At 72.5% G+C, this 25,748-nt stretch carries 29 protein-coding genes; 9 read left to right on the forward strand and 20 right to left on the reverse strand.

Annotated features, from left to right (window positions below; genetic code table 11):
• The 4 genes from CLV70_RS16285 to CLV70_RS16300 all read right to left on the reverse strand — a co-directional run bounded on the left by CLV70_RS16285 (position 1) and on the right by CLV70_RS16300 (position 4,488).
• Positions 1-873: a hypothetical protein gene (locus tag CLV70_RS16285; protein WP_106127363.1), complete on the reverse strand. Its 873-nt coding sequence runs from the start codon at positions 871-873 to the stop codon at positions 1-3.
• Positions 873-1,310 (reverse strand): chemotaxis protein CheW, encoded by a 438-nt coding sequence (locus tag CLV70_RS16290; protein ID WP_106127364.1) that lies wholly within the window; start codon positions 1,308-1,310, stop codon positions 873-875. The genes CLV70_RS16285 and CLV70_RS16290 overlap by 1 nt, the downstream gene beginning before the upstream one ends.
• Position 1,311: 1 nt before the next feature.
• The gene (locus tag CLV70_RS16295; protein WP_106127365.1) at positions 1,312-3,702 is read right to left on the reverse strand and encodes a chemotaxis protein CheW; all 2,391 of its coding nucleotides are present in this window, start codon (positions 3,700-3,702) and stop codon (positions 1,312-1,314) included.
• An 87-nt stretch (positions 3,703-3,789) separates the two neighbouring features.
• On the reverse strand, positions 3,790-4,488 hold the full coding sequence (locus CLV70_RS16300) for a response regulator transcription factor (RefSeq protein ID WP_106127366.1): 699 nt from the start codon (positions 4,486-4,488) through the stop codon (positions 3,790-3,792).
• A gap of 191 nt (positions 4,489-4,679) precedes the next feature.
• Between CLV70_RS16300 and CLV70_RS16305 the strand changes: the two genes are divergently transcribed.
• Both CLV70_RS16305 and CLV70_RS16310 read left to right on the forward strand, forming a co-directional pair.
• Positions 4,680-5,372 (forward strand): sensor histidine kinase, encoded by a 693-nt coding sequence (locus CLV70_RS16305; RefSeq protein WP_106127367.1) that lies wholly within the window; start codon positions 4,680-4,682, stop codon positions 5,370-5,372.
• Between the two features lie 98 nt (positions 5,373-5,470).
• Positions 5,471-5,983: a CAP domain-containing protein gene (locus CLV70_RS16310; protein WP_245908275.1), complete on the forward strand. Its 513-nt coding sequence runs from the start codon at positions 5,471-5,473 to the stop codon at positions 5,981-5,983.
• Between the two features lie 10 nt (positions 5,984-5,993).
• Here the strand turns inward: CLV70_RS16310 and CLV70_RS16315 are convergent, their stop codons facing one another.
• Positions 5,994-7,082, reverse strand: a complete 1,089-nt coding sequence (locus CLV70_RS16315) for a UDP-N-acetylmuramate dehydrogenase (protein ID WP_106127369.1) — start codon at positions 7,080-7,082, stop codon at positions 5,994-5,996.
• 66 nt (positions 7,083-7,148) lie between these two features.
• On the opposite strand from CLV70_RS16315, the gene CLV70_RS16320 reads away from it, so the two are divergent.
• The 3 genes from CLV70_RS16320 to CLV70_RS16330 all read left to right on the forward strand — a co-directional run bounded on the left by CLV70_RS16320 (position 7,149) and on the right by CLV70_RS16330 (position 10,537).
• Positions 7,149-7,910: a maleylpyruvate isomerase family mycothiol-dependent enzyme gene (locus tag CLV70_RS16320; RefSeq protein ID WP_106127370.1), complete on the forward strand. Its 762-nt coding sequence runs from the start codon at positions 7,149-7,151 to the stop codon at positions 7,908-7,910.
• Positions 7,911-8,088: 178 nt separating this feature from the next.
• Positions 8,089-9,516 (forward strand): GH1 family beta-glucosidase, encoded by a 1,428-nt coding sequence (locus CLV70_RS16325; RefSeq protein WP_106127371.1) that lies wholly within the window; start codon positions 8,089-8,091, stop codon positions 9,514-9,516.
• Positions 9,517-9,520: 4 nt separating this feature from the next.
• Complete coding sequence (locus CLV70_RS16330) at positions 9,521-10,537, forward strand: LacI family DNA-binding transcriptional regulator (RefSeq protein ID WP_106127372.1); 1,017 nt, start codon at positions 9,521-9,523, stop codon at positions 10,535-10,537.
• 15 nt (positions 10,538-10,552) lie between these two features.
• Here CLV70_RS16330 and CLV70_RS41045 read toward each other — a convergent pair whose 3' ends face one another.
• The gene (locus CLV70_RS41045; protein WP_245908276.1) at positions 10,553-11,380 is read right to left on the reverse strand and encodes an EI24 domain-containing protein; all 828 of its coding nucleotides are present in this window, start codon (positions 11,378-11,380) and stop codon (positions 10,553-10,555) included.
• 75 nt (positions 11,381-11,455) lie between these two features.
• On the opposite strand from CLV70_RS41045, the gene CLV70_RS41050 reads away from it, so the two are divergent.
• Together CLV70_RS41050 and CLV70_RS16350 are read left to right on the forward strand one after the other, a co-directional pair.
• Positions 11,456-11,848 (forward strand): hypothetical protein, encoded by a 393-nt coding sequence (locus CLV70_RS41050; RefSeq protein WP_158277771.1) that lies wholly within the window; start codon positions 11,456-11,458, stop codon positions 11,846-11,848.
• Between the two features lie 140 nt (positions 11,849-11,988).
• Positions 11,989-12,996, forward strand: coding sequence for a PKD domain-containing protein (locus CLV70_RS16350; protein ID WP_146164079.1), 1,008 nt, complete (start codon positions 11,989-11,991; stop codon positions 12,994-12,996).
• 39 nt (positions 12,997-13,035) lie between these two features.
• Here CLV70_RS16350 and CLV70_RS16355 read toward each other — a convergent pair whose 3' ends face one another.
• The 8 genes from CLV70_RS16355 to CLV70_RS16390 all read right to left on the reverse strand — a co-directional run bounded on the left by CLV70_RS16355 (position 13,036) and on the right by CLV70_RS16390 (position 18,650).
• On the reverse strand, positions 13,036-13,923 hold the full coding sequence (locus CLV70_RS16355) for an alpha/beta fold hydrolase (RefSeq protein ID WP_425440167.1): 888 nt from the start codon (positions 13,921-13,923) through the stop codon (positions 13,036-13,038).
• Positions 13,920-14,243 carry a DUF2516 family protein gene (locus CLV70_RS16360; RefSeq protein ID WP_106127375.1) on the reverse strand — a complete coding sequence of 108 codons (324 nt, stop codon included), beginning with the start codon at positions 14,241-14,243 and terminating at the stop codon, positions 13,920-13,922. Before CLV70_RS16360 ends, CLV70_RS16355 begins: the two co-directional genes overlap by 4 nt.
• Before the next feature lie 69 nt (positions 14,244-14,312).
• Positions 14,313-14,768 carry a hypothetical protein gene (locus CLV70_RS16365; protein WP_106127376.1) on the reverse strand — a complete coding sequence of 152 codons (456 nt, stop codon included), beginning with the start codon at positions 14,766-14,768 and terminating at the stop codon, positions 14,313-14,315.
• Position 14,769: 1 nt separating this feature from the next.
• Complete coding sequence (locus CLV70_RS16370; protein WP_106127377.1) at positions 14,770-15,300, reverse strand: helix-turn-helix domain-containing protein; 531 nt, start codon at positions 15,298-15,300, stop codon at positions 14,770-14,772.
• 67 nt (positions 15,301-15,367) lie between these two features.
• Positions 15,368-16,303 carry an asparaginase gene (locus CLV70_RS16375; RefSeq protein ID WP_106127378.1) on the reverse strand — a complete coding sequence of 312 codons (936 nt, stop codon included), beginning with the start codon at positions 16,301-16,303 and terminating at the stop codon, positions 15,368-15,370.
• Complete coding sequence (locus tag CLV70_RS16380) at positions 16,300-17,133, reverse strand: beta-keto acid cleavage family enzyme (protein ID WP_106127379.1); 834 nt, start codon at positions 17,131-17,133, stop codon at positions 16,300-16,302. Before CLV70_RS16380 ends, CLV70_RS16375 begins: the two co-directional genes overlap by 4 nt.
• A gap of 63 nt (positions 17,134-17,196) precedes the next feature.
• The gene (gene ygfZ / locus CLV70_RS16385) at positions 17,197-18,255 is read right to left on the reverse strand and encodes a CAF17-like 4Fe-4S cluster assembly/insertion protein YgfZ (protein WP_106127380.1); all 1,059 of its coding nucleotides are present in this window, start codon (positions 18,253-18,255) and stop codon (positions 17,197-17,199) included.
• A complete protein-coding gene (locus CLV70_RS16390) occupies positions 18,252-18,650 on the reverse strand; it encodes a Fur family transcriptional regulator (RefSeq protein WP_106127381.1) in 399 nt (132 codons plus the stop codon). Before CLV70_RS16390 ends, ygfZ begins: the two co-directional genes overlap by 4 nt.
• A 62-nt stretch (positions 18,651-18,712) precedes the next feature.
• Here CLV70_RS16390 and CLV70_RS16395 point away from each other — a divergent pair, with 62 nt between their 5' ends.
• Positions 18,713-19,555, forward strand: a complete 843-nt coding sequence (locus tag CLV70_RS16395) for an aminotransferase class IV (RefSeq protein ID WP_425440168.1) — start codon at positions 18,713-18,715, stop codon at positions 19,553-19,555.
• Between the two features lie 10 nt (positions 19,556-19,565).
• On the opposite strand, the gene CLV70_RS16400 is transcribed toward CLV70_RS16395, so the two are convergent.
• Positions 19,566-20,168: a heme-binding beta-barrel domain-containing protein gene (locus tag CLV70_RS16400; protein ID WP_170148623.1), complete on the reverse strand. Its 603-nt coding sequence runs from the start codon at positions 20,166-20,168 to the stop codon at positions 19,566-19,568.
• Positions 20,165-20,269 carry a small membrane protein MtfM gene (mtfM, locus tag CLV70_RS41725; protein WP_267909931.1) on the reverse strand — a complete coding sequence of 35 codons (105 nt, stop codon included), beginning with the start codon at positions 20,267-20,269 and terminating at the stop codon, positions 20,165-20,167. Before mtfM ends, CLV70_RS16400 begins: the two co-directional genes overlap by 4 nt.
• A gap of 14 nt (positions 20,270-20,283) precedes the next feature.
• On the opposite strand from mtfM, the gene CLV70_RS16405 reads away from it, so the two are divergent.
• A complete protein-coding gene (locus CLV70_RS16405; RefSeq protein WP_106127384.1) occupies positions 20,284-20,658 on the forward strand; it encodes a DsrE family protein in 375 nt (124 codons plus the stop codon).
• On the opposite strand, the gene CLV70_RS16410 is transcribed toward CLV70_RS16405, so the two are convergent.
• The 4 genes from CLV70_RS16410 to CLV70_RS16425 form a co-directional block, all read right to left on the reverse strand.
• Positions 20,655-23,462: an RICIN domain-containing protein gene (locus CLV70_RS16410; protein WP_106127385.1), complete on the reverse strand. Its 2,808-nt coding sequence runs from the start codon at positions 23,460-23,462 to the stop codon at positions 20,655-20,657. The genes CLV70_RS16405 and CLV70_RS16410 overlap by 4 nt on opposite strands.
• 63 nt (positions 23,463-23,525) lie before the next feature.
• The gene (locus tag CLV70_RS16415; RefSeq protein WP_146164080.1) at positions 23,526-24,386 is read right to left on the reverse strand and encodes a hypothetical protein; all 861 of its coding nucleotides are present in this window, start codon (positions 24,384-24,386) and stop codon (positions 23,526-23,528) included.
• 71 nt (positions 24,387-24,457) lie between these two features.
• Complete coding sequence (locus CLV70_RS16420) at positions 24,458-24,796, reverse strand: DUF1416 domain-containing protein (RefSeq protein WP_106127387.1); 339 nt, start codon at positions 24,794-24,796, stop codon at positions 24,458-24,460.
• Positions 24,793-25,641, reverse strand: a complete 849-nt coding sequence (locus CLV70_RS16425) for a sulfurtransferase (RefSeq protein ID WP_106127388.1) — start codon at positions 25,639-25,641, stop codon at positions 24,793-24,795. The genes CLV70_RS16420 and CLV70_RS16425 overlap by 4 nt, the downstream gene beginning before the upstream one ends.
• Positions 25,642-25,748 lie beyond the last annotated feature (107 nt).

The following is a 25,748-nucleotide window of genomic DNA, read 5'->3' on the forward strand; positions in this document are numbered from 1 at the left end:
TCATCCGAGCCACGCCGGTCCGAGCGCCGCGACGACCGGCGTGAGCAGCCGGTGCGCGGTCGCGGTGTCCAGCAGGTCCCGGACGACGAGCGCCTGGACCGCACCGCTGAGCATGTTCCAGACGCCGCCGGCGCGTTCCGCCAGTGGGATGGCGGCCGTGTCGATCGCCTGCACGAGCAGCATCTGGGCCGCCGCCGCCGTGCGGACCCGGTCCGACAGGTACGCCGCCCACGAGGCCGAGTGCACCGCCGGGGACCAGCCGCCGGCGTTCTTGCGGGCGTCCTCCGCCGACTGCGCCAGCCGGGCCAGATCGTTCGGGGTGATCGAGCGCAGCCGGTCGAGCAGGGCCGAGACCGCGTAGTGGTGCGGTCCGAGGTCGATCGGCTTGCCGGCCGGCAGCTTGCGCAGCGCGGCCACCCAGCCGGCCCCGAGCATCCGGCGGGTCGTGTCGTCCAGCACCTCGCGCAGGTAGCTGGCGACCGCGGCGTCGCAGAGCAGGGCGGTCGCCGCGGCGGCCGTCGGGTCCTGCGTGGCGTCGCGGCCCTTGCCCACCCAGGTCCACGCCATCACGTCGTAGCGCAGGCAGGTGAGCAGGGCGTCGACCGACCCGATCGGCGCCCGCTCGACCAGCGCCAGCGAGCTCGCCGGGTCGTCGGCCTTCATGCCCTTGAGCGACGGCATCTTGCGCGCGGCGCTCTCCACCTCCACCCAGAGCGGCCCCCGGACCCCTTCGTCCGGCAGCCGCTCGGCCAGGACCGGCAGGTCCCCGACGCTGAGGCGCAGGGCGCGCAACAGCACCTCGGCGGTGGCCGACCCGCCCCCGAGGCGGGTCAGGTCGAAGCCGAGAACGGGGGCGCTGACCAGGCTGTACATCAGGTGGTGGCTCGGTACGTGTCGACGGCCTGGTTCACGTCGAGCGCCAGCATCAGCCGGCCGTCCAGCTTGAACGTGCCGACCACCAGCTCACGGGTAGGGCCGCTGAGCGTGTCCGGCGGCGGCTCGAACGCGTCGTCGTCCAGGTCCACGACCTCGCCGATGCGGTCGACGAGCAGGCTGACCGGCTCACCGTCGCCACGCAGGATCACGTTCATGACGGGGCCCTGCAGCGCCTGCCGGGCCAGGCCCAGCTGGACCCGCAGGTCGACCGCCGCGATCACCTGACCGCGCAGGTTGAACAGGCCACCCACGGCCGGCGGCGCGAGCGGCACCGGCGTGTACTCGTTGTACGACAGCACTTCCTGGACCGTGTGGACCTCGACCCCGAAGAGCTGGTCTGCCACCTCGAAGGTGGCGAACTGGCGGCTCGCCATGTCAGGCCTCCACCAGCATCTCGTCGGACATCTCGGCGTAGAAGTTCGGGTCGGCGGCGAGGATCGCGCGGCGGACGTCGAGCAGCTCGGTCACGCGCTGCTGGATGACGGCCGTACCGACCAGGCCGTCCTCCTCCGCGTCGCGGCGGGCGGTGGTCGAGTTCTCGGCGATGTCGACGATCCGGTCCACGACCAGCGCCACGCTGCGGCCTCCCTCGCTGTAGACGACCACCGAGACGGTGTCGCCCTCCTCCGTCTCGCTGTACGCCCCCAGCAGGTGCGACAGCCGCACGAGCGGCAGGATCTGCCCCCGGTACTGCACGACCTCGCGGGAGCCGGCGTGCTCGATGCGGTCCCGCGGGAACTCCTCGAGCCGCGTGACGGTGTCGAGCGGGATCGCGACCCGGCGCTCGCCGACCGCCGTGATCAGCAGTCGTTCGCCGGTGCCGGCGCCGCCGGTGGCCCGCGAGGTGCCGACCAGGTTCTCCCGCTCCGAGTCGACCGCGAGGTGCGAGCGGCGCGCCAGCGAGGAGACGTCGAGGATCAGGCCGACCTTGCCGTCGCCCAGGATGGTGGCTCCGGCGTACAGGCCGATGTCCTTGAATCTGCTGTTCAGCGCCTTGACCACGACCTCTTCGGTGTTCAGGACGCGGTCCACGACCAGGCCGAAGCGGCGGCCGTCGGCCTGCAGCACCATGATGTAGACGCCCTGGTCGCCGCCGGGCTCGAGGCCGAGCGTGCGGTCGAGGCGGACCAGCGGGAGCAGCTTGCCGCGCAGCCGGTAGACCGGGGCGCCCGAGGCGTACTCGATCTTGGTGGACTGGCCGTCGATGAAGACCAGCTCCAGCACCGCCACCTGCGGCACCACGTAGCGCTGGTCGCCGCAGTCCACGGTCAGCGCCTGGATGATCGCCAGCGTCAGCGGGATGGTGAGGCGCCAGACCGTACCCTGGCCCAGCGTCGAGTCGACGCTGACCGCGCCGCCGATCCGCTCGATGTTGGTCTTGACCACGTCCATGCCGACGCCGCGGCCGGAGACGTTGGTGACCTTCGTCGCGGTGGAGAAGCCGGGCTGGAAGACCATCGCCATGATCTCGCGCTTGTCCATGTTCGGGACCTGCTCGGCGCGGAGCAGCCCCTTCTCCACGGCCTTCTGCGCGATGCGGCTGACGTCCATGCCGGCGCCGTCGTCGGCGACCTCGACCGCGACGTGCCCACCCTCGTGGTACGCCCGCAGCGTCAGCGTCCCCTCGGGGTTCTTGCCGGCCGCCGAGCGCCGCTCGGGCTCCTCGATGCCGTGGTCGACGGCGTTGCGGACCAGGTGGGTCAGCGGGTCCTTGACCGCCTCCAGGAGGCTGCGGTCGAGCTCGGTCTCCTTGCCCTCCATGACCAGCTCGACCTTCTTGCCGAGCGAGTTGGAGAGGTCCCGGATGACCCGGGGCAGCTTCGACCAGATGTGCTCGATCGGCTGCATGCGGGTCTTCATGATGCCCTCTTGCAGCTCCGAGGTGATCATGCCGAGCCGCTGGGCGCTGCGGACCAGGCCGGAGTCGCCGATGTCCATCACGCCACGGACCAGCTGGTTACGAGCCAGGACCAGCTCGCCGACCATGTTCATGAGGCTGTCGAGCAGGTCGACGTCGACCCGGATGGCGCTGTCGGCGACGCTGCGCTTCGGGGTCTGCGCCTGGAGGGCGTCGCTGACCGCGGACGGCTGGGTCTTGCCCTCCTCGAGCAGGATCGTGCCCAGCTTGCGCTCGTCGCCCTCGAGCTGCGATTGCAGCGCCGAGCCGACGTCCGCGGGCTCGGCCGCGCCGGTCTCCACCAGGATCTCGCCGAGCGGGCGGCGCTGGCCCTCGACCGGCTCCGGGGCCGGGCGGGCCGGCATCTCCGCGAGCGGCTCGGGCTTCTCGGCCGGCGGCGGGGCGGCGGCAGCAGCGGGCGCGGGCGCGGCGGCCGGAGCAGCCGGAGCGGCTGCGGCGGCCGGGCCGGCGGTGACGTCGCCGGGAGCGTTCATCTGGGCGTGTACGGCCGTGATGATGCTCTCGACGTCGACCTCGCCCTCGTTGCCCTTCTGCTCGATGGACTCGAGCAGGGAGCGGACGCCGTCGATGGTCGCCAGCAGCGTGGTGATCGTGGTGGGCGTCACCGGCTGGACGCCGTCGCGCAGCCGCGACAGCAGCGACTCGCCGGCGTGGGCCAGCGTCTCCAGCCGGGTGAAGGCCAGGAAGCCGCTCGTGCCCTTGATCGTGTGGATCGCCCGGAAGATGCGGGAGATCAGGTCACGCGACGACGGGTCCTGCTCCAGCGCCACGAGGTCCCGGTCGATCTGATCCAGGTTCTCGTGGCTCTCCATCAGGAATTCGCCGACGATCTCGCCAAGGTCTTCCAACGCCCTTACCTCCTGCTCGTTTCCCAAGTCCCTCATCGACCCACCGGGTCCTCATCTGAGGACACCCGAAGCGCTACCGGTTGCGGCTCAGTTGTCACCGCCCGGCCGCCGGTAGCGGTAACCGAATCCGCGTACGGACTCGATCGGGGATTCGTCGGGATCCGACCAGCCGAGCTTGCGGCGCAAGCGCAGCACGGCGAACTTGACGCGCTCCTGACCGATGCCGGTGGGGTCGTCCCACGCCTGGGTCAGCAACTGGTTGGGGCTCAGCACCGCGCCGGCGTGCCGGACCAGGGCGTTGAGCAGCCGGAATTCGGTGGGGGTCAGGCGCTTCTCGTCCCCCTTGACGTAGACCCGGCGCTTCGTCGGGTCGAGGTGCACCAACCCGTCGTCGTAGATCTGGCTGGCCCAGCTGTTCTGGCCGCTGGAGGAGCGGCGCAGCAGGGCCTCCACCCGGGCCAGCAGCTCGTTGTTGGCGAACGGCTTGGTCAGGTAGTCGTCCGCGCCGCCGCGGAGGCCGCGTACCTTCTCGGCCTCCTGGCCGTGCGCGGTGAGGACCAGCACCGGCACGTCCGACACGTCCCGCAGCCGTTCGAGGACCTGCCAGCCGTCCATCTCCGGCAGGCCGACGTCCAGCACCACCAGGTCGGGGTGCTCGGCGTACGCCTCCTTCAGCCCGGTACGCCCGTCCCCGGCGTGCGCCACCTCGTAGCCGGCGCGGCTGAAGAGCAGCCGCAGGGCCAGCGCGATGTCCGGGTCGTCCTCGACCACGAGCAGCCTGCTCATGAGCTCGTCACCATGCCCTCCGCCTCCGCCCCCCGCGCGCCACCGGACGCGACTGCCCGGCCGGCGCGGCACGCACCGGTTCGGATCAGCGTCTTGCCCCTGCCCCCCGCGATCGCGGACGGCGAAGATGAAATGTCAAAAACCACGATAGCGTGACGTATCCGTCCGTATACGGAAAGTTATAGTTCAGCGTGCGAACCCCCACGAACGTCTTCGCGCTCCAGGCTCGCTTCCTGGCCGTGATCTCCCACGAGCTGCGCACGCCGCTCACCACCATCGCGTCGTTCACCGAGAGCCTGGACACCGACGACCTGGCCCCGGCCGAACGCTCGGTGGCGCTGGCCGCCGTGCGGCGCAACACCGAGCGGATGCTGGCGCTCGTGGAGGACCTGATGGTGGTCAGCCGGCTGCAGACCGGCGACCTCGAGCTCTGGCCCGCGACCGTGCACCCGGGGCCGCTCATCCACGAGGTCGCCGAGTTGCTGGCGAGCCGGGAGCCGTACACCGCGGCGGCCGTACGCGCGGGTGACGGGCCGCCGCTCTCCGCCGACGGCCCGCTGCTGCGCGACCTCTTCTACGCCGTCATCGGCACCGTCGCGAGCGGCGCCGAGGACCGTTCCGCCACGGTCGACGCCGAGGCGGACGCGGACGGCTGGCGGATCACCGTCGTGGCGCGGCAGTCCGAGCGGCTCACCGACGAGCACCTGATGGCCGGCATGCTCGCCGACCCGGATCCGCCGTACCGGCGCCGCAGCACGGCGCTGTGGATGCTCCTGGCGGAGGCGATCGCCACCCGGCACGGCGGCTCGGTGGAGCTGACGTACGACCCGGGCGTGGGGGCGGGAGCGGAGATCCGGCTCCCGTCGAGCATCCCCCCAGACTGACACAGAACCGCGCTCTACCGTCGGAAACGCCCAAAGATAAGACGTAACGCCGAGATGCCGGGTCCCATTGCGATTGCCGGGCGAACAGGAGCCCGGCCGTGGACCGGGAGGCAAGAACCGTGTTCGAACTCGTACGACGTATCGCCCTCGCCGCGGCCACCCCGGCCGCACTGCTCGCGCTGACCGCCACGCCGGCGTCGGCCGCCACCACCGCCGGCCCGACCACCGCGTCGGACCTGATGGTGGACGTGATCGACCGGACCAACGCGGAGCGGGCACGGGCCGGATGCGCACCGCTCGAGGTCGAGCAGGAGCTCATGGTCGCGTCCGTACGCCAGAGCCACTACATGGCCGCGACCGGCGACTTCGGGCACATCGGCTGGCGCGGCTCGACCTTCGAGTCCCGGTCGCGGGCCGTGGGGTACCACGAGGTGGCCGCCGAGAACATCGCGTGGGGCTACTCCAGCGCCGCCGAGGCGGTCGAGGCCTGGATGGCCAGCCCGTCCCACCGCGAGAACATCCTCAACTGCGAGGCCCGGTCCTTCGGGGCCGGCGTGCAGCGCGCCGCGAACGGCACCCTGTACTGGACCCAGGTGTTCGGCTGGCGCTGAGCCGCGACCGCTACAGCGAGCAGTTCACGAGTACCGGTTCGGGGTGCAGGACGACTCCGAACCGGTCGCGTACCCCGTCGCGGATCTCCCGGGCGAGGTCGAGCAGCGCGGCCGTCGTCCCGCCGCCGCGGTGGGTCAGCGCCAGGGTGTGCTTGGCCGAGATGGCGACGCCGTCGCGGCCGGCGTACCCCTTGGTGAAGCCCGCCTTCTCGATCAGCCAGGCGGCCGGCACCTTGACCGTGCCGTTCGGCGCCGGCCAGCTCGGCGGCTCGCCCGCGTCGGCCAGCCGGTCCTGCACCGTGGCCCACTCCTGCGCGGAGAGCACCGGGTTGGTGAAGAAGGAGCCCACCGAGCGGGTGTCGGGGTCGTCCGGGTCGAGCACCATGCCCTTGCCGGCCCGCAGCTTTAGCACGGTGTCGCGGACCCGCTCGGCGGCCACCCGCTCGCCGGCCTCGACGCCGAGGTGGCGAGCCAGTTCGGCGTACCGGATCGGCGCCGAGGCGGCGGAGACGGCGAGCCGGAAGTCGACCTCCAGGACCAGCCACCGGTCGTTGTGCTTGAAGATGCTGGACCTGTACGCGAACCCGCACTCCGGCAGCGACAGCACCTTCACCTCATCGTCCACCCGGTCGTAGACGTGCACCGCCTCGATCGTCTGGGCGACCTCCTGGCCGTACGCGCCGACGTTCTGGATCGGCGTGGCACCGACCGAGCCCGGGATGCCGGACAGCGCCTCGAGGCCGGAGAGCCCGCCGGCGAGCGTCCGGGCGACGAACTCGTCCCACGGCTCGCCCGCCGCGACCCGCAGCAGGACGCCGCGGTGGTCGCGCTCCACCTCGGTGACCCCACGGGTGCGCATGAGCAGCACCGGCCCCGGAAATCCCGCATCGCCGATGACGACGTTGCTGCCGCCGGACAGGACCAGCACCCGGTACCCCTTGCGGGCGGCGGACCGCATCATTGCGACCGCTTCGTCCGTTTCGGACACCGGGGTGAGCGTGTCAGCCGGGCCGCCGAGGCGTAGCGTCGTGTACGCCCCCAGCGAACTGGCATGCGCTGCAGGTGCGGTGGCGGGTGGATCAGCACTAACGTCAGGCACTGGTTCACCCTAGGCCGACGGGCGACGGGGGATGCACAGGCGGTCCTCCTCGAGCGGGAGAAGCTGATGAACAGGCTCAACGCGACGAAGGACTTCTGGCTGGCAGCACTGCGCGCCGACGGACCGGCGCTGCAGGACGCGGTCGCCGAGTCCGGACCCGATGCCGTCGTGCCCGCATGCCCGGGCTGGACGGTCGCCGACCTCACCGAGCACCTCACCTCGGTGCTGCGGTGGGTGCGCGAGCTCGCCCCGCGCGGCGTGGCCGACAAGCCCGCCGCCCGCGTGGTGCCCGAGCCACGCCCGGCGTGGCCGGAGGCGCTCGACGGCCTCCGGCGCGAGCTGACCGGCACGATCGAGACGCTGGACGCGCTCGACCCGGACCTGCCCGCCTGGACCTGGCCGGCGCAGGCGAAGAAGGCCGGGTTCTGGCAGCGCCGGCTCGCCCACGAGGTCTCCGTGCACCGGTGGGACGCCGAGGCCGCCGCCGGGCGCGCGATGCCGATCGAGACCAAGCTCGCCGCCGACGGCGTCAACGAGGTGCTGGACACCTGGCTGCCCGCCGGCCGCCGCAAGGGCCCGACCGATCTGCACGGCGTCGTGCACCTGGTCGCCACCGATGCGAGTTATGAGTGGTTCGTCCGGTTGCGGGGCGCCGGCCTGGCACTGCTGGACACCGGCACGATCCTCGACACCCACGACCACCACCCGCGCGCCGAGGCCACGGGAACGGCGAGCGATCTTCTGCTCATGCTGATGGGGCGGGTAAAACCGGATATTCTGACCACGACCGGTGACCTCCGCTTGATCAGCGCGCTGCGCGCCGGTTGACCGTCTCACCATCCGGGCGCGGTTCCGCAACTTTCGGATAGCTCCCGTAACTGTGAATGGCTTTACGCTGTACCGGTTAAGTGCGGACGGCCACGGCTGTCCTCGACATCTCCGCCGCTGATCACGCCGGTCGGCGCGGCCCGGCAGGCGGCGGCAATACGCAGGGAGCGGTGACGGCATGACGGCAACCGTCGAGGTGGAATCGAGCGGCGAACCCCTGGCTTCGGGAGTCCAATTCCCGGAAGGGTTCATCTGGGGAGCGGCGACGGCGTCGTACCAGATCGAGGGCGCGGCGAACGAGGACGGCCGGGGCCCGTCCATCTGGGACACCTTCTCCCGTACGCCGGGACGGGTGTACCGCGGCCACACCGGCGACGTGGCCTGCGACCACTACCACCGCTACGTCGAGGACGTGGCGCTGATGGCGGACCTCGGGCTGGGCTCGTACCGGTACTCGATCGCCTGGCCGCGCGTGCAGCCCGACGGCACCGGCCCGGTCAACACCCGCGGCCTGGACTTCTACGACCGGCTGACCGACGAGCTGATCGGCAAGGGCATCGACCCGGTCGTGACGCTTTACCACTGGGACCTGCCGCAGACGCTGGAGGACCGGGGCGGCTGGACCGTGCGGGAGACCGCCGAGGCCTTCGCCGAGTACGCGGCCATCGTGCACGCGCGCCTCGGCGACCGGGTCCGCACCTGGACCACGCTGAACGAGCCCTGGTGCTCCGCGTACCTCGGCTACGGCAGCGGCCGGCACGCGCCCGGCATCCAGGACCCGGCGGCGGTCTTCAAGTCCGTGCACCACCTCCTCCTGGGGCACGGCCTGGCGGCGCGGGCGCTGCGCTCGGCCGGCGCGCAGAACGTCAGCATCACGCTGAACCCGGCCGCCGTCTCGCCGCTCGACCCGCAGAACCCGGCCGACGTCGACGCCGCCCGGATCGTGGACGGGCTGCACAACCGGATCTTCCTCGACCCGCTGCTGCGCGGGGCGTACCCCGACGACATGCGCGAGCACATGGCGCGCTTCACCGACCTGAGCCACATCCAGGACGGCGACGAGAAGATCATCAACGCGCCGATCGACGTGCTGGGCGTCAACTTCTACACGCCGTCGTACGTGTCGGCGAAGCCCGGCCACCCCGCCTCCCCGGAGAACCCGGGCACCGAGGGCATCGCCTTCCGGCCCCCGGTCGGGCCGATCACCGACATCGGCTGGCAGATCGAGCCGGCGGCGCTCACCCGGCTGCTCGACCGCCTCCACCAGGACTACGGCGTGCCGATGATGATCACCGAGAACGGCGCGGCGTACCCCGACGGCCCGTCCGGCGACTCCGGCGAGGTCCACGACACCAACCGCATCGAATACCTCGACGGCCACCTGCGGGCCTGCCTGGACGCCATTTCCCACGGCGTTGACCTTCGGGGATACTTCGCATGGTCGTTGATGGACAATTTCGAATGGGCCGAGGGCTACAAGATGCGCTTCGGGATCGTGCACGTGGACTACACCACGCAGCAGCGGGTCCCGAAGGACAGCGCGAAGTGGTATCGGGAGGTGATCCGGCGCAACGGTCTGAGCGACCAGGGCCGGATCGGGGAGTGAGCTGATGGTGACGCGGGAGCGGCCGACACTCGAGGCGGTGGCCAGACGGGCCGGTGTCTCACGGGCGACCGTCTCCCGCGTCGTGAACGGTTCGACGACGGTGGCGGTCGGCATCCGCGACGCGGTCAACCAGGCCGTCGAGGAGCTGGGGTACGTCCCCAACCAGGCGGCCCGGAGCCTGGTCACCCAGCGCACCGAGTCGATAGCGCTGATCCTGCCGGAGACGGCCAGCCGGGTCTTCTCCGACGACATGTTCTTCCCGGCCGTCATCCGCGGCGTCAGCGTCGAGCTCGAGGCCGCCGACAAGCAGCTCGTGCTCATGATGGCGGGCTCCGCGGCCAGCCACGACCGGGTCGAGCGGTACGCGATGGCCGGCCACGTCGACGGCGTCATGTTCGCCTCCATGCACGGCGCCGACCCGCTGCCCGGCGCGCTGGCCCGGCTCGGCATCCCGGTGGTGTGCAGCGGCCGGCCGATGACCCCCGCCGAGCTGCCGGTGCCGTACGTGGACGTGGACCACATCGGCGGGGTCGTGGCGGCCGTACGCCACCTGCTCGGCATCGGCCGCCGCCGGATCGCCACGATCGCCGGCCCGCAGGACATGATCGCCGGCATCGACCGGCTGACCGGCTACCGGACGGCGTTGCAGGAGGCCGGCCTGACCGAGCACGTGGCGGTCGGCGACTTCACCCGGGAGTCCGGCATCCAGGCCATGCACCGCCTGCTCGCCGACGACCCGGGGCTGGACGCGGTCTTCGTCGCGTCGGACATGATGGCCCACGGCGCGCTCCAGGCGCTCAAGGACGCCGGCCGGCGCATCCCCGGGGACGTGGCGGTGATCGGCTTCGACGACTTCGAGATCAGCCGGCTCAGCGACCCGCCGCTGACCACCGTCCGCCAGCCGATCGTGGACATGGGCCGGACCATGGCCCGCCAGATGCTCGGGCTGGTCGACGACCGCGCCGACGTGCCGGCCGCGGTGGTCCTGCCGACCGAGCTGGTCGTCCGCGCCTCCGCCTGAGGCCGCCGGCGCCGCCTACAGCGACGGCGTGGTGACGACCTCCGTGGGCAACCCGAGCACCTTGCGCGACAGCAGCGTGCCGCCGGCGACCGCGGCCGGCATGAGCAGCACGGCGCCCAGCGGGATCAGGAAGCACGCGAACACCGCCACCCCGAAGCCGAGCGCGAGCGGCCGCCGGGCCCGCAGCGCCGCCCGGCGGTCCCGGAGCCGCTTGTCCCGCCGCTGGAAGGGCACGCCGGTGAGTTCCACCGCGAGCAGCCAACCGGCGACCGCGCCGCCGAGCACCGGCACCACCGTCTGGCCGACCACCGGGATGAAGCCCGCCACGAAGAGCGGGAGGCCGAGCAGGACGGACAGGCCGATCAGCCGCAGCGAGTCCCGCAGGCTGCGGCCGAGCGAGGCGAGCAGCGGCACCTCCACCTCGTCGGGTACGCCGCCGTACCGGTGCTCCACCAGCCCGGAGATCTTCTCGTAGAACGGGTCGCCGATCAGCAGCGTCACCGCGGTGAAGGTCAGCACGGACAGCAGCCCGCCCAGGCCGAGCAACGCGGCGCCGGCCACCACCCGGACGAGCCCGCGCCAGAACGCGGACCAGTCGTCGGCGAACCAGGTCACGGCGGCGGCGAGGTCGTCGACGAAGGCGATGAGGGTGATCACCGCTGCGGCGTACAGCAGGCCGGCGAGGAGCGCGGGCAGCAGGCCGAGCCCCAGCAGGCGGGGGCTGCGCAGCACGAGGCCGAGGCCCCGGGCGAGCAGGCCGGCCCCGGCGAAGAAGTCACGCGCGGCGCCGGCGGTGGCGGTCGCGCCCCGGTCGGCGGCGGATCGCAGCTGAGAGTCTCCCACGGTCCGCGAGCTTAGGACCTCCGGAAAAGGCCGCCACCGGCGAGCCCGGAGGACGCCGGAGCCGGGCCGTCCGAGGTGCCCACCGGCGCGGGGCTGGTCGGCGGGTCGAAGATCGACGTGGGGGTCGGCACCGGCGGCATCGTCAGGGTCGGCTCCGGCGATCCGCTGCCCGACGCGGACGGTACGCCGGAACTCGGCGCGACCCCCGCGGGCCGGCTCGGCGGCACGGACTCCACCACGGACACCGGCTTCGGGGCACGCGGCGTCCAGCCCGTGGCCGAGCCGGACGCCGACGTCGCCGGGGTCGCCACCGGGGCGGTGCCGAAGCCGCCCGCGCCGGCGGGGGCGCTCACCGCGGGCGGGGTGGTGCCGGGCGTGCCGAGCGCCCACCCCGCGGCGACGGCGAACGGCAGGCCGGCGAGGACGATGCCGAAAAAGATTGATTTGGGGGAGAGCCGCACGCCCTGAACACCGGTCGAGCGCGCAAAAGGTTACGGCACATCGCGAATTCATCGACGGATCCATGTCTTCCCGCTTGATCAGCCGCCGCGGAACCCGGTACTGTCCACCGGCTCGCATTCACTGCGGCCATTTCCACGGGGAGAGAGATGTACACCGGACGACCGCGCGGTCTCGCCGCGATGCTGACCCTCGTTCTCGGCGCCGGCACGGTGGCCGGCGCCGGCCTGTTCGCCTCGCCGGCCCTCGCCGCGAGCACGGGCAGCTACAGCCTCGACACGACGGCCCTCTCGCCAGGTCAGCAGGTCACGCTGACCCAGACGGCGTTCCAGGACGACACTCCGGACACCGTCCCGACCATCACGGTCGCCTGGGGTGACGGCGGCACGACCAGCCTCGAGTCCACAACCACGTCGGTGAAGCACACGTACGCGAGTGCCGGATCCTTCCCCGTCACCGTGAAGATCGCCGACGACGGCGCGGAGCCAGTCACCGTGACCAACGCCACCGTCACGGTCTCGTCGGGCACCTTCAAGTTCAACCCGACCTGGAACTGGACCTGGCCGGACGGCGGTCACGAGGCCAACCTCCAGCTGGGCACCATCCCGAGCAACACCACCCGGGTCTGGGTGGCGTGGGGCGACGGCGAGACCAGCCTGGTCAACAAGGCGAACACGTCGGTCAAGCACTACTACGGCTTCGGCACCTTCACCGCGAAGGTCACGCTGGAGAGCCCGCAGGGCAAGGTCGAGAAGTCGGCCGGCACGTACACGCTGAAGGCCGACACCTACGCGCCGACCGCCTCGCTGAAGGTGCCGAGCAGCCCGTCGAAGGCCTCCTCGTGGAAGACGATCCAGGGCACCGCCTCGGACGCGCAGATCGGCATGGACGCGGTCGGCGTGCAGCTCTGGAAGTGGACCGGTTCGACGGACTACTACTACAACTTCTCCACGTCCAAGTGGGTCAAGTACACCCCGGGCAGCACGAACATCCCGTCGGCCGCGCTCAAGTGGGTCGGCGTGAGCTCCAGCGGCGTCTGGAAGGTCAACGTGGCCGGCCTCTCGAAGAACTACTACCTCGAGGTCGACTACGTCGCGGTGGACAAGGCCGGTAACGACAGCGGCCTGAAGTACCGGGTGCAGAAGCTCACCAGCTGACGAAGCGTGACGAAATAGCCCGGACCCTCGCGGTCCGGGCTATTTCTCGTTGAGGAACGAGGAGATCCGCTCGCGCAGCTCGCCGCGCCGGGTCCAGAGCACCGCCGGCCGGTCGTAGACGTGCAGCAGCGCGCCGGGCAGCAGCCCGGCCAGGCGCTCCGCCCAGGCCACCGGGTGCAGGTCGTCACCCTGGCAGCCGATCACCAGCGCCCTTCCCCGGTACGCCCGCAGCGCCTCCACCTCCGCGACGGCGGGCGCCCGCCACAACGTCGCCAGCTCGGGCGCGAGCCCGTCGCGCAGCAGCTGCTCGACCCGCTGCCGCAGGAAGCTCCAGCCGGCCGGAGTGTTGCGCACCGACGGGGGCAGCTCGGGCTCCACCGCCTCCGCCACGGCCGCCGCCTCCCCCGACTCGACGGCGGCGAGCAGCCGGTCCAGGCGCGCCTCCGCCGCCCGGGGCCGTACGCCGTCCAGCGGCGCCGGCAGGTAGCACACCACCCGGTCGAAGCGGGCGGGATCGTCGGCGAGCAGCCGGCACAGGGCCGCGGCCCCCATGCTGACCCCAAGCGCCCGGGTCGCCCCGGCGTGGTCGGCGACGGCGCGCAGGTCGAGGGCGAGGTCGGCGAAGCTCCAGGGCCCGGGCGGGGCGTCGGAGCGGCCGTGGCCCCGGAAGTGGAAGAACACCCTGCGGCCGGCCACCGCGCTGCCCAGCGGCCGGGTGCCGGCGAGGTCGCCGGCCAGCCCGTGCGCGAAGACCGTGACCGGGTCGCCGACGCCGGTGACGAGCTGCTCGAGGCGTACGCCGTGCGGCGTGCCGATCAGCTCGGTGGGCGCGGACGGCAGGGTGGGCCGGCCGGTCCGGGGCGCGCTGGGGCCGGGTCGCGAGGTACGCGGGCCGCCGTCCGGGGGTAGCGGACGGCGGAACCTCACCAGAAGCCCTTGCCGTCCGACAGGTCGCGCAGGCCGGGCCGGACGTCGAGCAGGTAGATCAGGGCGGCCGCGATGCCGATCAGCCCGAACAGGCCGGTGGCGCCGCCGCCCACGCCGAGCAGCGTGAGGATGATGCAGACGGCGAGGATGGCCAGCCACGCCCCCTTGGGCAGGGTGCCGATCGCCTGGAAGCCGTCACCGCGCTGGGTGACGCAGTGGATCAGGGCGACGGCCTGCACGACCAGCGACACGATCGAGACGACGATCGAGATCAGGGTGGCGACGTCGTCGTAGAAGATGGGGGTCGCGCTGTAGGCCATGACGACCAGTCTATGCCGCAGGCCCCGGCGTTCACCGGGGCCTGCGGCACAGCGTGGATTATCGCGTCGTCACTCGGCGGCCGGGCGGGCGGCGCGCTTGCGCGGCTTCGGGGTCGGGGTCGCCGCGGCGGCGGCCTCGACGGCCTTCGGCTCTTCGGTGGTGACCATGTCGGCGTTGACGACCTCGGCGGCCTCGACGACGCCGGTGCCGACGACCCGCTCGCCGCGGGCGACCAGCGCGGTGTAGACGGCGACCGCGCGCTCCTGCGCGACCTGGGCGAACGCGCGGGCGCCCGTGGTGGCGGTCTCGCGGAGCTTGTCGAAGTCGGTGGTGCTGGCCTTGTCACGCAGCGACGTGGCGGTGGTGCCGGCCGTCTCGTTGGCGGTCTTCAGCGAGGCGGCGGCGCGGTCGCTGAGCTCGCTCACCACGGCGGGCAGCTTGCGCAGCTCCTGCCAGGCGAGGTCGCCGGCGCCGGCGGCGGCGTAGAGCGGGGCCGGGATGCGGGTCTTGGTCTGCTCGGTCATGTCATTTCTCCTCGGGCTGGGGCGGGGCTGGGGTGGACTGGGTGCCGGGCGGAGGCGCCGCGCCGCTCTCGACGACGGCGACGTCGTGCATGGCGGCCCGGAGCGCGTCGTCCTCGTCCGGGACGACGGAGGCCGGGGAATCCTCGGCGCCGCCGGCTGCCGGGGGCGTGCCGGCGTCGGAGGCGTGCCGCGCGTTCTCGTTGCGGAACGTCTCGTAGATCTGCGACAGCGACTGCTTCTGGGCGATGGTCAGGTCGGGATCCACTGCGATGGCGGCCAGCACGCCCTGCTGGCCCTCGCCGTCGAGCAGGCCGGCACGCAGATACATCGCGGGCGTCGACACCCGCAGCGCGCTGGCGATCTGCTGGAGCACCTCGGCGCTGGGCTTGCGCAGGCCCCGCTCGATCTGGCTCAGGTACGGGTTGCTCACGCCCGCCCGGTCGGCGAGCTGCCGGAGCGAGATCTTGGCGGTCTGCCGCAGGTCACGGATGAACGTACCGATGTCCTGAGGTAGATCCTTGCCGGTGGCCATGACTCGACGGTAGCCCGGCGTGCTAACTCCTGCAAGCAAACGCTAGCAGGAGTTAGCGTGAACCCCGTCACCAGGCCGTACGGACCTCGCCGACCCGTACGCCGCCGCCGAGGAGGGGCACGGTGGCCAGCTCGTCCAGCACCGGGGCGTCGATACCGAGCCGGCGCAGGGCCGACACCAGCACCGGCATCCGGGCCCGCATCGCGCCGTCGGCCACCTTGATCGCCACCGCGCCCACCTCCGGCACGGCCACCGCGACGACCCCCTCCGCGCCGCCCTTGGCCAGCAGTCCCGGCACGCCGCGCATCAACAGCGTGTCGTCCTGCCCGGTGCCGGCCACCAGCTCGGGGTCGGCGCGGACGGCGTCGGCGACCCGCGCCTCGTGGCTGCCCGGCGGGGCCGAGACGAGCCGCTGGAAGCCGCGGGCCAGGGCGGTCAGCGAGAACGCGAGGACGGGCGCGCCGCAGCCGTCCACCCCGGTCGCGGCGATCGGCTCACCGACCAGCTCGGACACCGCCTCGGCGACCGCGACCTGCAGCGGGTGCTTGACGTCGCGGTAGTCGTCCAGCGGCCAGCCGTTCGCGGCACAGGTGGCCAGCATCCCGGCGTGCTTGCCGGAACAGTTCATGTAGACGCGTTCGGGGCCGCCGCCGGCGCGTACGACGGCGTCACGGGCGGTCTCCGACAGCGGGAGGGCCACCGGGCAGAGCAGCCGCTCCTCGCCGAGGCCGGCGGACCGCAGGATCGACCGGACCCGCTCGATGTGGAACGGCTCGCCGAAGTGGCTGCTGCTGATCTGGGCGAGATCCGCCGGCTCGGCCACCCGCAGCCCGGCGCGCAGCATGCCGACCGCCTGCAACGGCTTGTTCGACGAGCGGGGGAAGAACGGGCCGGTCACATCCCCGGCCGATGCCAACACGGCCCCGGACGCGTCCAGCACCACCACCGAGCCGTGATGGACGCACTCCACGAAGCCCGAGCGCACGACCTCCGCGAGGATCATCGGGCCGGCACGCCGAGCAGCTCGCGCGCCTCGGTGGTGGTCAGCGGCGGCCGCTGGGCGAGCTGGGCGAACCCGACCGCGCGGGCCACCAGCTGCATGTTCGACTCGACGGGACGGCCCTTCGCGTACGTGACCGTGTCCTCCATGCCGACCCGCAGGTGCCCGCCCGCGGACAGCGACGCGAGCATGACCGGCAGGGTGGTACGCCCGATGCCGGTCGCCGAGAAGGTGGTGCCCTCGGGCAGGTCGCGGATCGCCCGGTGGCACGCGACGAGCGCCTCGGCGGTGCCCGGCATCCCACCCGGCACGCCCATCACCAGGTCGACGTGGACGTGGCCGCCGTACGGCAACCCGTGCCTGTCCAGCAGCCGCTGAAGCGTGGTGAGCTGACCCAGGTCGAAGATCTCGTACTCGGGGACGATCCCGCGCTCCGCCATCCGGGTGTGCAGGTCGACGATGAAATCCCAGCGGTTGAGGAACACCGCGTCGCCGAAGTTGACCGTACCCATCGTGCAGGACGCCATCTCCGGCCCGGCGTCGAGCACGGCGAGCCGGGCCGCCTCCGGGTCCGTCACCGCCCCGCCCGAGGACAGCTGGATGATCAGGTCGGTCGACTGGCGCAGCGCTGCCACGGTGTCGCGCAGCCGCCCCGGGTCGAGGGTCGGCTCGGCCGCGTCGTCGCGGATGTGGACGTGGATGATCGCGGCGCCGAGCGCCTCGCACTCCTTGGCGGTGGCCACGAGTTCGTCGATCGTCACGGGCAGCGCCGGCACGGCGGCCTTGCTGCTCTCCGCGCCGGTGGGCGCGACGGTGATCAGGGTCCCGGTCATGCCGTGATCCTGCCATGAGGAATCGTTCAGGAGGCGGCGAAGCCGGCGCGGCCCCGGGGCGGATCAGCCCGCGTCGATGGCGGCGGCCGACTCGGCGACGGTGAGCCGCGCGTCGTCCGGCACGTTGCGCTTGAGCACGGCGAGCGCGATCATGCCCAGCTCGTGGTGCCGGACCGCGGTGCCGACGAAGCCGACCTCCCGCCCGTCCAGCGTGACCGCAGTGCCCTTGGCCGGCGGCTGGTCGGTCGCCACCCCGTCGAGGTGCAGCAGCACCAGCCGGCGCGGGGGACGGCCCAGGTGGTGCACCCGCGCGACGGTCTCCTGCCCCCGGTAGCAGCCCTTGTCGAGGTGCACGGCCGGGCCGACCAGCGCCGCCTCGGCCGGGATGGTCCGGTGGTCGGTCTCCCAGCCGAGCCGCGGGATCCGATGCGCGACCCGCACGGCCTCATAGGCCCACAACCCCGCCCTGGGTACGTCGGCCAGCCGCGCGAGCACCGCGTCGAGGTTGCCCCGGGGCACGAGCAGATCCACGCCGAGCGGCACCCGCCGGGCCAGGCCGCCCTCGAACCGGCGCACGTCGTAGAGCGCGGTGGGCGCGGGCGGCACCGAACCGGCGGCGAACTTCGGCCCCGGCACGTCGTACACCCGGGGCTCCGCCAGGTCGAGGTCGAGCAGGCGGGCGGTGACCGCGGGCGCCTCCGGACCGACCAGCGAGAACACGGCGATCTCGGCGGTGGCGTCGCGCGGCTCGACGCGGGTGAAGAACCGCATCATCTCGAGATATTTGAGCAGGCCCTCCCCCGCGCCCGGCTCGGTGTCGAGCCAGGCCGTGGTGCCGTCCTCGGCGACCAGGGCGTGCTGCTCGACGTGCCCGTGCGGGGAGAGCACGAGCAGCTCGGTGCCCTGGCCCGCGCGCAGGTCGCTGAGGTGCTGGGTGGTCAGGGTGTGCAGCCAGCTCGCCCGCTCGTCGCCCGGGACGGCGATGACGTCGCGGTGCGACCGGTCGACGAGGCCCGCGGAGGTCTCCAGGGTGCGCTGCTCGCGCATCGGGTCGCCGTAGTGTGCCGGCACGCCGGCGTCGGCCGATCCCGGCTCGAGATCCTCGATCAGGACCGTGGTCATGAGGGCTCCTTGCAGTCGCCGCAGACGCCGAAGAGCGACACGTGGCCGACGTCGACCCGGAAGTCGCGGTCGTCGCGCAGCCGGTCGGTGACCGGCTGCATGATCGCCGGGTCGACCTCGTCGATCGAGCCGCAGGTCCGGCAGACGAGGTGCACGTGCTGGTCCTCGCCGGCGCGGTGGTAGGTCGGCGAACCGTGCGAGAGGTGGGTGTGGCTGACCAGGCTGAGATCCTCGAGCAGCTCGAGGGTGCGGTAGACGGTGGTGATGTTGACCCCGGCGGCACGCTCGCGCACCGTCTGGTGGATCTGCTCCGGCGTGGCGTGGCCGAGCTCGTGGACCGCCTCCAGGATCAGCTGGCGCTGCGGGGTCAGTCGCAGGCCGCGCTCCCGGAGCATCTCGGCGAGGGATGTGGCGGACACGTTACGAGCATAGTTCGCGCGGCGATACCCTCCGCGTCGTGACCGCCCCCATCATGGTGATTCCGGGCTCAGGCGAGCTGACCCCGCTGGACCGCGGCCTGCTCTACGGCGAGGGCGCCTTCGAGACCGTGCACCTGCGCCCCACCGGCCCCTGGCTGCTCGAGGCCCATCTGGCCCGCCTGCAACGGTCGGCCGCGGCGCTGGGCCTCGACGTGCCGCCGCAGGTCGCCGGGCTGGCGGACGGGCTCACCCACTCCGACGGCGCGCTGCGGCTGGTGGTCACCCCGTCGACCTCGTTCGCCACGGTGTCGCCGGTGCCGGAGGAGATCCGCCGGGAGCGCCGGGACGGGATCCGGCTGATCACGTACGACCTGGGCGGGGCCGCCCGGGTGCCGTGGTCGCTGGCGGCGGCGAAGACGCTGTCCTACGCGGAGAACCTGGCGGCGAAGCGCTGGGCGGTCGCCCGCGGCGCGGACGACCTGCTGTGGCTCGGCGACGGCCACGCCCTGGAGGCGCCGACGGCCAGCCTGGTGTGGCTCGACGGCGGCACGCTCTGCACCGTGCCGCCGGACGCGACCGGCATCCTGCCCGGCACGACGGCCGCGCACCTGCTCGACCGGGCCGGCGAGGTGGGCCTGCGCGCCGAGGAACGGATGCTCGGCGCGGCGGAGCTGCCCGCGGTCGAGGCGATCTGGCTGGCCAGCTCCCTGCGCGGGCTGGCGGAGGCGCGGACCCTCGACGGGGTGCCCCGCGCGGCGTCCCCGTGGACGCCGCGCCTGCTCGACCTGCTCGGCTTCAGCCGCCCACCCGCCGGCCCGCAACCCAAGGCCGGCGAGGACGGCGACGGCCGCGCGCAAGCCGGGCCGGTGGATGCGGCTTGAGCCGCCTGCTTCAGCCGCCGACGCGCAGGAGCCGGGCCGACAGGTGGGGCTTGAGCTTCTCGCCGTTCGCGGACATCTCGTGGGCGTACAGCAGGGCGCCGTCGACGATGCCGAAGAGCCGGTGCCCGCCGGTGACCGCGAGGCCGGAACCGGTGTGCCCGACGCCGGCGGTCGCCATCTCCAGGCGGGTGCCGGTGGCCTCGCCCTCGTACAGCTCGATGACGCCGTGCTGGGTGGTCAGCGTCGCCTCCATCTCGTCGGTGGGGCGGCCGTCCGCGTTGAGCACGGGACGCCAGAAGCCCACCTCCCGATCGGCCATGCCGAGCGGCTTCGAGTCGTCGTCGAGCACCCAGATGCGCGACTCGTACGCCAGGAACGGCCGGCCGTCGTGGCTGATCCGGATCTCCTGCGCGAAGTTGAAGTCCTCCGGCTCCGGGAATCCGCCCTGCCCGCGCCCCCGCCACAGGCCGATGAACGGCAGCAGCCCCAGCAGCGAGGGGTGCAGGTCCGGCCCCTGCCGCAGGTCGTGGGTGTCCTCGTAGGGGTAGTCCTCGACCGGCGGGGCGTTCAGCCAGGGCGGCGGGCCCAGCGGGTTCTCCGTCTCACTGCTCACCAGCGTCCCCTTGCAATGCGCATCGCCAGATAGCCCAAACCGCCGGCCAGCCCGCCGAGGCCGGCGACCAGCAGGCTCACGTACCCGATCTCCGTAACCATGACGGAGTCATCCTATGCTGACCCGCATGGCCCGCCTTCTCGTCGTCAAGACCACCGCCGGCGCGGACGCCCCCGAGCGCTGCTCGCAGGCCTTCACGGTGGCGAGCACCGCGGCGTCGGCCGGCGTGCCGGTGTCGTTCTGGCTCACCGGCGAGTCGGCCTGGTTCGCGCTGCCCGGCCGCGCGGCGGAGTTCGAGCTGCCGCACGCCGCGCCCCTGCCCGACCTGCTGGAGCTGCTGCTCGAGGCGGGCACGGTGACGCTCTGCACGCAGTGCGCGGCGCGCCGGGAGATCGGCCCGGAGGACGTGCTGCCGAGGATCCGGATCGCCGGTGCCGCGGTGTTCGTCGAGGAGATCACGTCCGAGGGCGCCCAGGCGCTGGTCTATTAGGTGATGATCCGCCAGCGCTGGTTGGCGAGGCCGAGGTCGGCCCACTGGGTGACGGCCGCGCCGTCGGCGGTGGACTGACCGGAGACCTCGAGCAGCTTGCCGCTGTGCCGCGCGATCACCTTGAACAGGCCGGTGCCGGCCCAGGCCAGCCGCCACTGCTGGTTCGTGCCGCCGAGGTAGTCCCACTGGTCGACGCGGGCGCCGTCGGCCGTCGAGGCGCCGCTCACGTCGACGCACTTGCCGGTGAGGTCGCTGACGATCCGGAAGTGGCCGCCGCCCGCGTCCGCGAACCGCCAGCGGTGATCGGGCGTACCGGTGGGGGGCCACTGGGTCAGCTGGGCGCCGTTCGCCGCCGACATGTCCTGGATGGCCAGCACCTTGCCGGTGTGTGCGGCCTGGAGCCGGACGACGCCGTCGGGGATCAGGCGCCAGTTGTGGTCGGCCGTGCCGTTGTCGGCGTACTGCACCACGGCCGCGGAGTCGGCGGTGGACATGCCGGCCACGCCGAGCACCTTGCCGGAGTTGCGGTTCCGGAGCCGGGCGTAGCCGGTGCCGTTGTCGAGGACCTCCCACAGGTGGTCGGCGGTGCCGTTGTCGGCGTACTGGACGACCTGGGCGGAGTCGGCGGTGGACATGCCGGCCACGCCCAGGACCTTGCCGGAGTTCACGCAGCGGACGCGGACGTAGCCGTCGCCGTTGTCGACCAGCTGCCACAGGTGATCCGCGGTGCCGTTGTCCGCGAACTGCACGACCCGGGCGCTGTCCGCCTGCGACATCCCGTCGACGCCGAGCACCTTGCCGCTGTTCTGGTTCTGGATGCGGAAGGCCGGGCCGGGCGCCACCCACGGGCGGCCCGCGCCGATCCGGGGGAAGGCGGTGATCCGCAGCCGGGCGGCGCCCATCGGGATCAGCGTCACGGTCTCGACCGGCTCGCTCGACGGGGTCGGGCTGTCCTGCAGCGGGGTGACGATCTGGTCGGAGTCGGCCGTCCACGCCGGGATGCGCCGGGCCGGGGTGGTGATCCGGACCGGCGCCCCGGCCGGCGTGAACGGATCGTCGGCGTTGCCCAGCCCGGTCGTCACGGCGAAGCTGGTCGCGCCGTCCAGGCCGTAGTTCCACGCGGAGCCGGGACGCACCTCCTGGGTGGGCCACGCGTCGGTGCCGCCGCTGCGGGACCAGTTCTCGGTGATGGCGAGGGCGAAGGTCAGCGGCCCGAGGTGCACCGAGACCGCGTTGTGGTTCGCCGGCCAGGACCGGGTCCGCGCCTGCATGGGCAGCCGCAGGACGATCCGGTCGCCGTTCGCCCAGGTCCGGCTGATCCTCGCGTACGCGGGACCGCCGGTGACCGCCACCGCACTCCCGTTCACCGCCACCGTCGGCGCCGCGCACCACCCGGGTATGCGCAGGTACAGCGGGAAGCTCAGCGACTTCGGCGCGGTCAGCGTGTACGTGATCGTGTCCGAGAACGGGTACGCCGTGTCGGCGACGATGCTGACGGCCGTACCGTCGGCGACCTCGGCGGTGACCCGCGACGGACCGTGCAGGTTGGCGACCAGGCCCGCGTCGGGGGTCGCGGCCCACATCTCCTCGACGTAGTACGGCCACCCCATCCCGTAGTTGTGCGGGCAGCACCGATAGTTGTCGATGCCCAGCATGTACGCCTGCATCGGGAACCCGTTCTGGAACTGCCCCTGGCCGCCGGCGCGGTCCAGCAGCGCGATGCTGTTCGCGCTGGTGATGTAGTGGATGCCGGTGTGCCGCTGGTCCAGCGCGGCGGGCAGCGAGTTGAACGCGAGGTCCTCGACGCGATCCGCCCAGACCGGGTCGCCGGTGATCCGGCCGAGCATCTCGTGGCTCGCCATGAACTCGACGATCCCGCACGTCTCGAAGCCCTGGCGGGGGTCGCCGAAGCCGGGGCGGGCGTTCTCGTCGCCGGCGAACCCGCCGCCCGGGAACTGCCCGTACGCGTTCATGATCGTGTCGTAGTCCTGATAGCTGGCCTGCCGGTGCGCGGCGTCGCCGGACAGGACCGAGTAGACCGCGGGTTCCCGGAAGCCCTGCGCGAGGTTGACGTTGTGCGGGCTCGGCAGGTTGTTCACGTAGTTCGCGGAGTTCGCATGGATCTTGCGCGCGAGGTCGAGCAGGAACGCCTCGCCCGTACGGTTGTAGGTCCAGAACACCACCTCGAGCGTGTCCGCCCACCGGAAACTGCCCCAGCTCTGCGCGAAGACGCTGGTGCTCTGCGCGGCGACGAAGCGGAAGAAGCGCGTCAGGAACGGCACGATCCGGCTGTCGCCGGTGTACTCCTGGTAGGTGCGGACGGCGTGCAGCATCGGCATGTGCGGCCAGAAGTCGGGGCCGTTGCCGAGGCTCGTGCGCAGCGACCGCGGGCCGAAGAAGCCGTCGGACGCCTGGGTCGCGAGCACCCCGTCGATCCAGCGCTTCGTCTCGGCGATCACCCGGGCGTCGCCGGTGGTGTAGCCGAGGCTGCTGAAGCCCTTCAACCAGTACGGCACCTCCTCCCAGCCGCCGAGCTCGGGATTGGTCCAGCCGGTGGCGTCGTAGCGGAGGAAGTGCGAGATCTCGGTCATCCGGCCGTTGATCCCGCCGAGCTGGTACCGCAGCTGGGTGGCGAGCCAGCCCGCGGCCCGGGTGCGGCCGGGCGCCAGCCGCAGGAACGCGTCGGGGCGCAGCGGCGCGCGGTTCACCACGTAGCCCGGCGCGGCGGCGGCGGCCGAGGTGGCGGTCAGCAGGTTGGCGACGGCCGCGACGGCGGGCACGGCCAGAAAGGTACGACGATCCACGGCAGCCTCCGGAGTACGCCACGGCGTGCGCTCATCGTCGGCCAGGTATCGGCATCCGTCAATCTATCGGCAGGATGTCGTGGCGCTCAGGCGCGCGCTGCCGCCGCCGTCACCGACCACCACGGAAACCTCGCCGGCCCGGTACGCCCACGCGTGCGGCTCGGCCTGCACGACCAGCGCGCCGGCCACCACGTCCCGCAGCGAACGCCCCAGATCCGCCGGAGCCTTCAGATCGGCCGCCGTCACCGTCGCCGCGGTCCGGCCGTTCGGGCATGCCACCTCCACGACGGTGGGTGCCGCCTGCGCGCCGATCGCCCGCAACGCCGCCGAGAACGCGGCAGGCGGCTCGCCCGCCGGCCGGGGCGCCGGATCCAGGTCCAGGCCGGAGGCGAACGGCCGGCAACCGGTCGACACCCGCAGCGCGAACGAGGTCGAGTCGTCGGAGACGGTGGCGTCCACCCCGACGAAGTCACCGGCGTCCGCGCGCAACGCGTGCCGGGTGTTGCCGGCGTTGTGCCGGATCGCCGGCGCGTACGCCTTCGGCAGCCCGCGCGCGATCGAGTCGAGCACCGCGGGCGCCTGATCGGCCCGGACCCGGACGGTCACCTCCTGGGTCGCCTCGACACCACCCCGCACCGGCGTGAGGCCACACTCCCGGTCGAAGGCCGGCGCGCCGATCTCGATGACCCGGTCCGGCCCGTCCGCCGCCAGGACGACCGCCCCGGCGGCCTCCCGCAGCACGGGCAGGGCGTCGGCGATGTCCCGCTGCTCCGGCACGGTCGGCGGATCGTGGCGCACCGACCAGACCGCCACGGCGGCGAGCACCAGCGCCCAGGCCGCCACCACGGCGACGAGAACCCACCGCGGCTTCCGCCGCTCCGGGGCGGGCGGCGGCGCGGGGGCGGGGTAACCGGGCGAGTTCACGGCAGCCATGCTCGCACGCAGCGAGGGCGGGACCCCGTACGGGATCCCGCCCTCGTGCGACAGAGCGTGGGTCAGGCGGCGACGCTGAGGCCGACCTCGTTCACCCCGCGGGTGGCGTCCACGGTGAGGTCACCGTTGCCGTGGCGGGAGAGGGCGCGCAGGGTCCACGAGCCCGGGGCGGCGAAGAAGCGGAAGACGCCCTCGGGGGACGTCACCACCTCCGCGGTGAACTCGCCGGTGCCGTCGAGGAGGCGGACGTACGCGCCGCCCACCGCCTCGCCGTCGGCGTTGGTCACGATGCCCGTGATGACGGTTTCCTTCTCGAGATCGACGCTGGCCGGGATGGGAGCCGACTGGTCGGGCGCGGCGCAGCCGTCCGCGATGTTGGAGGAGGCGGTCATGGCGGTCACGCCTTTCCGGGCTCGTCGCCGAGCGCGATCGGCACGCCGATGAGCGAGCCGTACTCGGTCCACGAACCGTCGTAGTTCTTCACGTTCTCCTGGCCGAGCAGCTCCTTGAGCACGAACCACGTGTGCGAGGAGCGCTCGCCGATGCGGCAGTACGCGATCGTGTCCCGGCTGCCGTCGAGGCCGGCCTCGCCGTAGATCTTGGCGAGCTCCTCGTCCGACTTGAACGTGCCGTCCTCGTTCGCGGCCTTGCTCCACGGCACGCTGATCGCCGTGGGGATGTGGCCGCCGCGCTGGGACTGCTCCTGCGGCAGGTGCGCCGGGGCGAGCAGGCGGCCGGCGAACTCGTCGGGGCTGCGCACGTCGACCAGGTTCTTCACGCCGATGGCCTGGACGACCTCGTCGCGGAACGCCCGGATGGACAGGTCCGGCGCCGACGCCTGGTACTCGGTGGCGGCGCGCTGCGGCACGTCCTTCGAGTACGGGCGGGCGTCGAGCTCCCACTTCTTGCGGCCGCCGTCGATCAGCTTCACGTCGCGGTGGCCGTACAGCTTGAAGTACCAGTAGGCGTACGCGGCGAACCAGTTGTTGTTGCCGCCGTACAGGATCACGGTGTCGTCGTTGCTGATGCCCCGCTCGGACAGCAGCGCGGAGAACTGCTCCTGGTTCACGAAGTCCCGGCGCACCGGGTCCTGCAGGTCCTTCTTCCAGTCGAGCTTGATGGCGCCGGGGATGTGACCGCCGTCGTAGGCGGTGGTGTCCTCGTCGACCTCGACGAAGACCAGTCCCGGGGTGTCCAGGTTCTTCTCGGCCCAGTCGGCAGAGACGAGTGCGGTGTCGCGACTCATCGAGATACTCCCTTGTCAGGTGAGAGATGGGGTGAGTCAGCGCGCGCGGATGATGAGGAAAAGAGGTCGCACGCGCGCGGACCCGGTGGAACGGATCACGGTTTGCG

The sequence above is a fragment of the Pseudosporangium ferrugineum genome (genome assembly GCF_003002065.1).
Classification (GTDB): Bacteria; Actinomycetota; Actinomycetes; order Mycobacteriales; family Micromonosporaceae; genus Actinoplanes; species Actinoplanes ferrugineus_A.

Coding starts and splice junctions, on each gene's coding strand:
- CLV70_RS16285 (WP_106127363.1), bottom strand. CDS start 873: ATGTACAGCCTGGTCAGCGCCCCCGTTCTCGGCTTCGACCTGACCCGC.
- CLV70_RS16290 (WP_106127364.1), bottom strand. CDS start 1,310: ATGGCGAGCCGCCAGTTCGCCACCTTCGAGGTGGCAGACCAGCTCTTC.
- CLV70_RS16300 (WP_106127366.1), bottom strand. CDS start 4,488: ATGAGCAGGCTGCTCGTGGTCGAGGACGACCCGGACATCGCGCTGGCC.
- CLV70_RS16320 (WP_106127370.1), top strand. CDS start 7,149: ATGAACAGGCTCAACGCGACGAAGGACTTCTGGCTGGCAGCACTGCGC.
- CLV70_RS16325 (WP_106127371.1), top strand. CDS start 8,089: ATGACGGCAACCGTCGAGGTGGAATCGAGCGGCGAACCCCTGGCTTCG.
- CLV70_RS16330 (WP_106127372.1), top strand. CDS start 9,521: ATGGTGACGCGGGAGCGGCCGACACTCGAGGCGGTGGCCAGACGGGCC.
- CLV70_RS16350 (WP_146164079.1), top strand. CDS start 11,989: ATGTACACCGGACGACCGCGCGGTCTCGCCGCGATGCTGACCCTCGTT.
- CLV70_RS16360 (WP_106127375.1), bottom strand. CDS start 14,243: ATGGCCTACAGCGCGACCCCCATCTTCTACGACGACGTCGCCACCCTG.
- CLV70_RS16365 (WP_106127376.1), bottom strand. CDS start 14,768: ATGACCGAGCAGACCAAGACCCGCATCCCGGCCCCGCTCTACGCCGCC.
- CLV70_RS16370 (WP_106127377.1), bottom strand. CDS start 15,300: ATGGCCACCGGCAAGGATCTACCTCAGGACATCGGTACGTTCATCCGT.
- CLV70_RS16375 (WP_106127378.1), bottom strand. CDS start 16,303: ATGATCCTCGCGGAGGTCGTGCGCTCGGGCTTCGTGGAGTGCGTCCAT.
- CLV70_RS16380 (WP_106127379.1), bottom strand. CDS start 17,133: ATGACCGGGACCCTGATCACCGTCGCGCCCACCGGCGCGGAGAGCAGC.
- ygfZ (WP_106127380.1), bottom strand. CDS start 18,255: ATGACCACGGTCCTGATCGAGGATCTCGAGCCGGGATCGGCCGACGCC.
- CLV70_RS16390 (WP_106127381.1), bottom strand. CDS start 18,650: ATGCTCCGGGAGCGCGGCCTGCGACTGACCCCGCAGCGCCAGCTGATC.
- mtfM (WP_267909931.1), bottom strand. CDS start 20,269: ATGGTTACGGAGATCGGGTACGTGAGCCTGCTGGTCGCCGGCCTCGGC.
- CLV70_RS16405 (WP_106127384.1), top strand. CDS start 20,284: ATGCTGACCCGCATGGCCCGCCTTCTCGTCGTCAAGACCACCGCCGGC.
- CLV70_RS16425 (WP_106127388.1), bottom strand. CDS start 25,641: ATGAGTCGCGACACCGCACTCGTCTCTGCCGACTGGGCCGAGAAGAAC.